The organism is Sphingopyxis sp. (assembly GCF_035250425.1).
Lineage (GTDB): Bacteria > Pseudomonadota > Alphaproteobacteria > Sphingomonadales > Sphingomonadaceae > Sphingopyxis.
This window is the reverse complement of record NZ_DATFFD010000202.1, coordinates 1-3,270: the sequence shown is the minus strand read 5'-3', so window position 1 is coordinate 3,270 and position 3,270 is coordinate 1. Positions and strand designations below refer to the sequence as shown.

Genomic DNA, 3,270 nt, shown 5'->3' with positions numbered 1-3,270 from the left:
GCGACTGTCGCCTCGGGCTCGGCCGCGACCCCCTGCCGGTCTTCGGCAAGATTGGCGAGCATCGAAAACAGCATGAAGCCGCGCACGAACGCGATCGTGTCGTCGAGGCTCAGCGCATCGAGCCCCGGATCGATCGCCTCGGCCCCCGCGATGCCGCGGTGCCGGTCGACGCTCGACGAGCGGATATATTCGGTCTGGCGGAACAATTTGTCACCGCCATAGGCGCGGATGACGTCGCCGAGGATCCGCCCCAAATAGCGGATGTCGGGATTTTGCGAGATCTGGATAGGCGGGCCCATGCGCCGGATTGCTGCACCTGCGAAGGCGCAGCGTCAAGCGGCGCATAGCTATGCTTCTATAAGATCAGTTCGTCTTGACGAGGTTCAACGTGCCAACATCGATCTCCGACCCGGCATCGAACGTAACAGAGTTGCGCGTGTCGGTGATGAACATCAGCTTGCCGTCGTCGCCGGTGATGCGCGCCGACACGGCATAGCTGTGCTTCGGGTCGATCGCGCTGCGGTCGAAGCGGAGCAGAAAGGCGATCGGCACCTGCTTGCCGTCGGCCGCGAAGGCCTGCCGCGCGATATTGCGGGCTGGTGCGTCGGCGAGGCTGACATCGTCGAGCCGCACCTCGATCTGCGCGCTCGGCGGCAGCGCGATACGCTCGCGATAGGCGATCTTGCCGCTGACCGTCGTCTGCTGGTTGGCCGCCTCGCCCGTCGAGGCGCAGGCGGACAGCGCGAAGGTGGAAAGCCCGAGGGCGAAAGCGGCGGCGAAACGGATCATTGATCTATCCTTCCTGAACCCATCCCCGTCATTCCCGCCCTTCGGCTGCCTTGGCAGGCGCTCAGGATAAACTTCAGCCAATGGCTGAAGGCGGGAATCCCGCTTTCTTCCTTGTGCCCTTGCGCGAGATTATGCGTTTTCACACGAGGCGCAAAGCGGGATCCCCGCCTTCGCGGGAATGACGAACGGGACGGTGGACCGATTATCCCTCCAGTTCAACATCCCAATACAGCCAGTCGATCCAGCTCGTATGCAGATAGCCCGGCGGGAACGCGCGCCCATTGTCCTGCAACTGCCAGCTCGTCGGGCGCCACGGCTGGCGATAGATCGGCATATGCGCCTGTTGCGGGGTGCGCCCGCCCTTTTTCAGGTTGCACGGCGCGCACGCGGTCGCGACATTTTCCCATGTCGTCCGCCCGCCCAGCCGGCGCGGCACGACATGATCGAAGGTCAGATCCTTGCCCGACCCGCAATATTGGCACGAAAACCGGTCGCGCAGGAACAGATTGAAGCGCGTGAACGCCGGGTGCTGCGACGGCTTCACATATTGGCGGAGCGCGATCACGCTCGGGATCGGCATCGTCTTCGTCGGCGAATGGATTTCGCGTTCGTAATTTTCGACGATGGTGACGCGGTCGAGGAAAACCGCCTTGACCGCGGTTTGCCACGGCCACAGGCTCAGGGGGTAATAGCTGAGCGGCGTATAGTCGGCATTCAGGACAAGGGCGGGACAATTATCGGGATGCCGGGCGAGATCGGGATGGAACATGGCTTTAGGACGCTGCCCCCATATTTGCGCGGGTTGGCGCGCCACTGCCTTCCCCAAGTGACATGCGTATTACATGCCGCATCAGAATCTGACGTCAAGGGGGCTTTTATCGCAAGATATGGAAGGATTCACGGGAAGGCGACACAGAATATGGAAATTTTACCCGCCTTATGCTGACTCGCTTCGCCCCCAGCCCGACCGGCGAACTCCACCTCGGCCACGCCTATAGCGCGGTGCTCGCGTACAATGCGGCGCGCGATGCGGGCGGAAAGTTCCGGATCCGCATCGACGATATCGACGGCAGCCGCTCGCGCGAGGAGTATGTCGGTGCCTCGCTCGCCGACCTCGCCTGGCTCGGGATCGATTGGGACGGCGATCCGGTGCGCCAGTCGGCGCGGCTCGACGATTATGCCGCCGCGCTGGGCAAACTGCGCGCGCGCGGCCTCGTCTATCCCTGTTTTTGTACCCGCGCCGACATCGCCGCCAGCCTGTCGGCGCCGCATGGACCCCCAAACGGACCGGCGGGCGCGATCTACCCCGGCACCTGCCGGGGCTTGTCCGAAACCGAGCGGACACGCCGCCTCGTGGACGAACCGCATTGCTGGCGCCTCGACACCGCGCGTGCGCTTGCCGAAAGTGGCGGTCTGCAATGGGAGGAGGCGGGGCAGGGGCTTCGGTCCGCCGATCCGGCGGCGCACGGCGATATCGTGCTCGCGCGCAAGGACGCGCCGGCGAGCTATCATCTCGCGAGCACGCTCGACGACGCGATGATGGGGGTAACGCATGTCATCCGCGGCGCCGACCTCATCGCCTCGACCGACGTCCACCGGCTGCTCCAGTCGCTGCTCGATCTGCCGACCCCGCTTTATCGCCACCACGCGCTCGTTTGCGGTGCGGACGGCAAAAGGCTCGCGAAACGCGACGCCGCGGCGTCGCTCGCGTCGCTCCGCGCGGCTGGGATCGACGGGCGCGCGCTCGCCGCCGATTTGGCCGCCGACCGGCTTCCCGCTGGCTATTCGCTGCAAAATCCCTAGATTAGGACTTATGGAAATCCTTCTCATCCTTGGCGTCGTGATCGCCGCCGGCTTCGTCCTCTTCTCGCTCGCGCGCGGGCTCTTCTATTTCTCGCAAGGGCACAAGGCCCGGATGGACGGCACCGTCCACGAGAATCAGGTGATGCAGAACCGGATGATGATGTCGCGCGTGAAGTGGCAGGCGATCACCATCATCCTGCTCGTGCTGATCGGCCTCTTCGCCGCGGGCAAATAGGCCGGCGCATATGGTCAAGCTCAACAAGATCTACACGCGCACCGGCGATGACGGCACCACCGGGCTCGTCGACGGCTCGCGCATCGCCAAATCCGACGCGCTGATGGCGGCGATCGGCGACGTCGACGAAGCGAACAGCTGGATCGGGCTTGCCGCCGCCGCGCTCGACCCGGCGAGCGACGAAGCCGCGATGCTCGCGCGGATCCAGAACGAGATGTTCGACCTCGGCGCCGATCTGGCGACCCCGCCCGATATCCAGTTCGGCTTCGGTCCGCACGAAATGGCGCTGCGCATCGTGCCGAGCCAGATCGCGCGGCTGGAGGACGAGATCGACGCGATGAATGCGGCGCTGGACGCGCTCAAAAGCTTCATCCTCCCCGGCGGCACCGAAGCCGCGGCGCAGCTCCATGTCGCGCGCGCGGTGACGCGCCGTGCCGAACGCG

At 65.0% G+C, this 3,270-nt stretch carries 6 protein-coding genes; 3 read left to right on the top strand and 3 right to left on the bottom strand.

What is annotated here, in order from left to right; translation table 11 throughout:
- From VJ811_RS12030 to VJ811_RS12020, 3 genes are all read right to left on the bottom strand, one after another.
- On the bottom strand, positions 1 to 299 hold a 299-nt coding region (locus VJ811_RS12030), incomplete at its 3' end, for a phosphoenolpyruvate carboxylase (protein WP_324072616.1).
- Positions 300 to 363: 64 nt separating this feature from the next.
- Positions 364 to 789 (bottom strand): YbaY family lipoprotein, encoded by a 426-nt coding sequence (locus VJ811_RS12025; protein ID WP_324072615.1) that lies wholly within the window; start codon positions 787 to 789, stop codon positions 364 to 366.
- Between the two features lie 202 nt (positions 790 to 991).
- Positions 992 to 1,558 carry an HNH endonuclease gene (locus VJ811_RS12020; RefSeq protein ID WP_324072613.1) on the bottom strand — a complete coding sequence of 189 codons (567 nt, stop codon included), beginning with the start codon at positions 1,556 to 1,558 and terminating at the stop codon, positions 992 to 994.
- A gap of 170 nt (positions 1,559 to 1,728) precedes the next feature.
- Here VJ811_RS12020 and gluQRS point away from each other — a divergent pair, with 170 nt between their 5' ends.
- The 3 genes from gluQRS to VJ811_RS12005 form a co-directional block, all read left to right on the top strand.
- Entirely contained in the window at positions 1,729 to 2,592 is an 864-nt protein-coding gene (gene gluQRS, locus VJ811_RS12015) for a tRNA glutamyl-Q(34) synthetase GluQRS (protein ID WP_324072611.1), read from the top strand.
- 10 nt (positions 2,593 to 2,602) lie between these two features.
- Positions 2,603 to 2,827, top strand: coding sequence for an HIG1 domain-containing protein (locus VJ811_RS12010; protein ID WP_324072609.1), 225 nt, complete (start codon positions 2,603 to 2,605; stop codon positions 2,825 to 2,827).
- A gap of 10 nt (positions 2,828 to 2,837) precedes the next feature.
- On the top strand, positions 2,838 to 3,270 hold a 433-nt coding region (locus VJ811_RS12005), incomplete at its 3' end, for a cob(I)yrinic acid a,c-diamide adenosyltransferase (protein WP_324072607.1).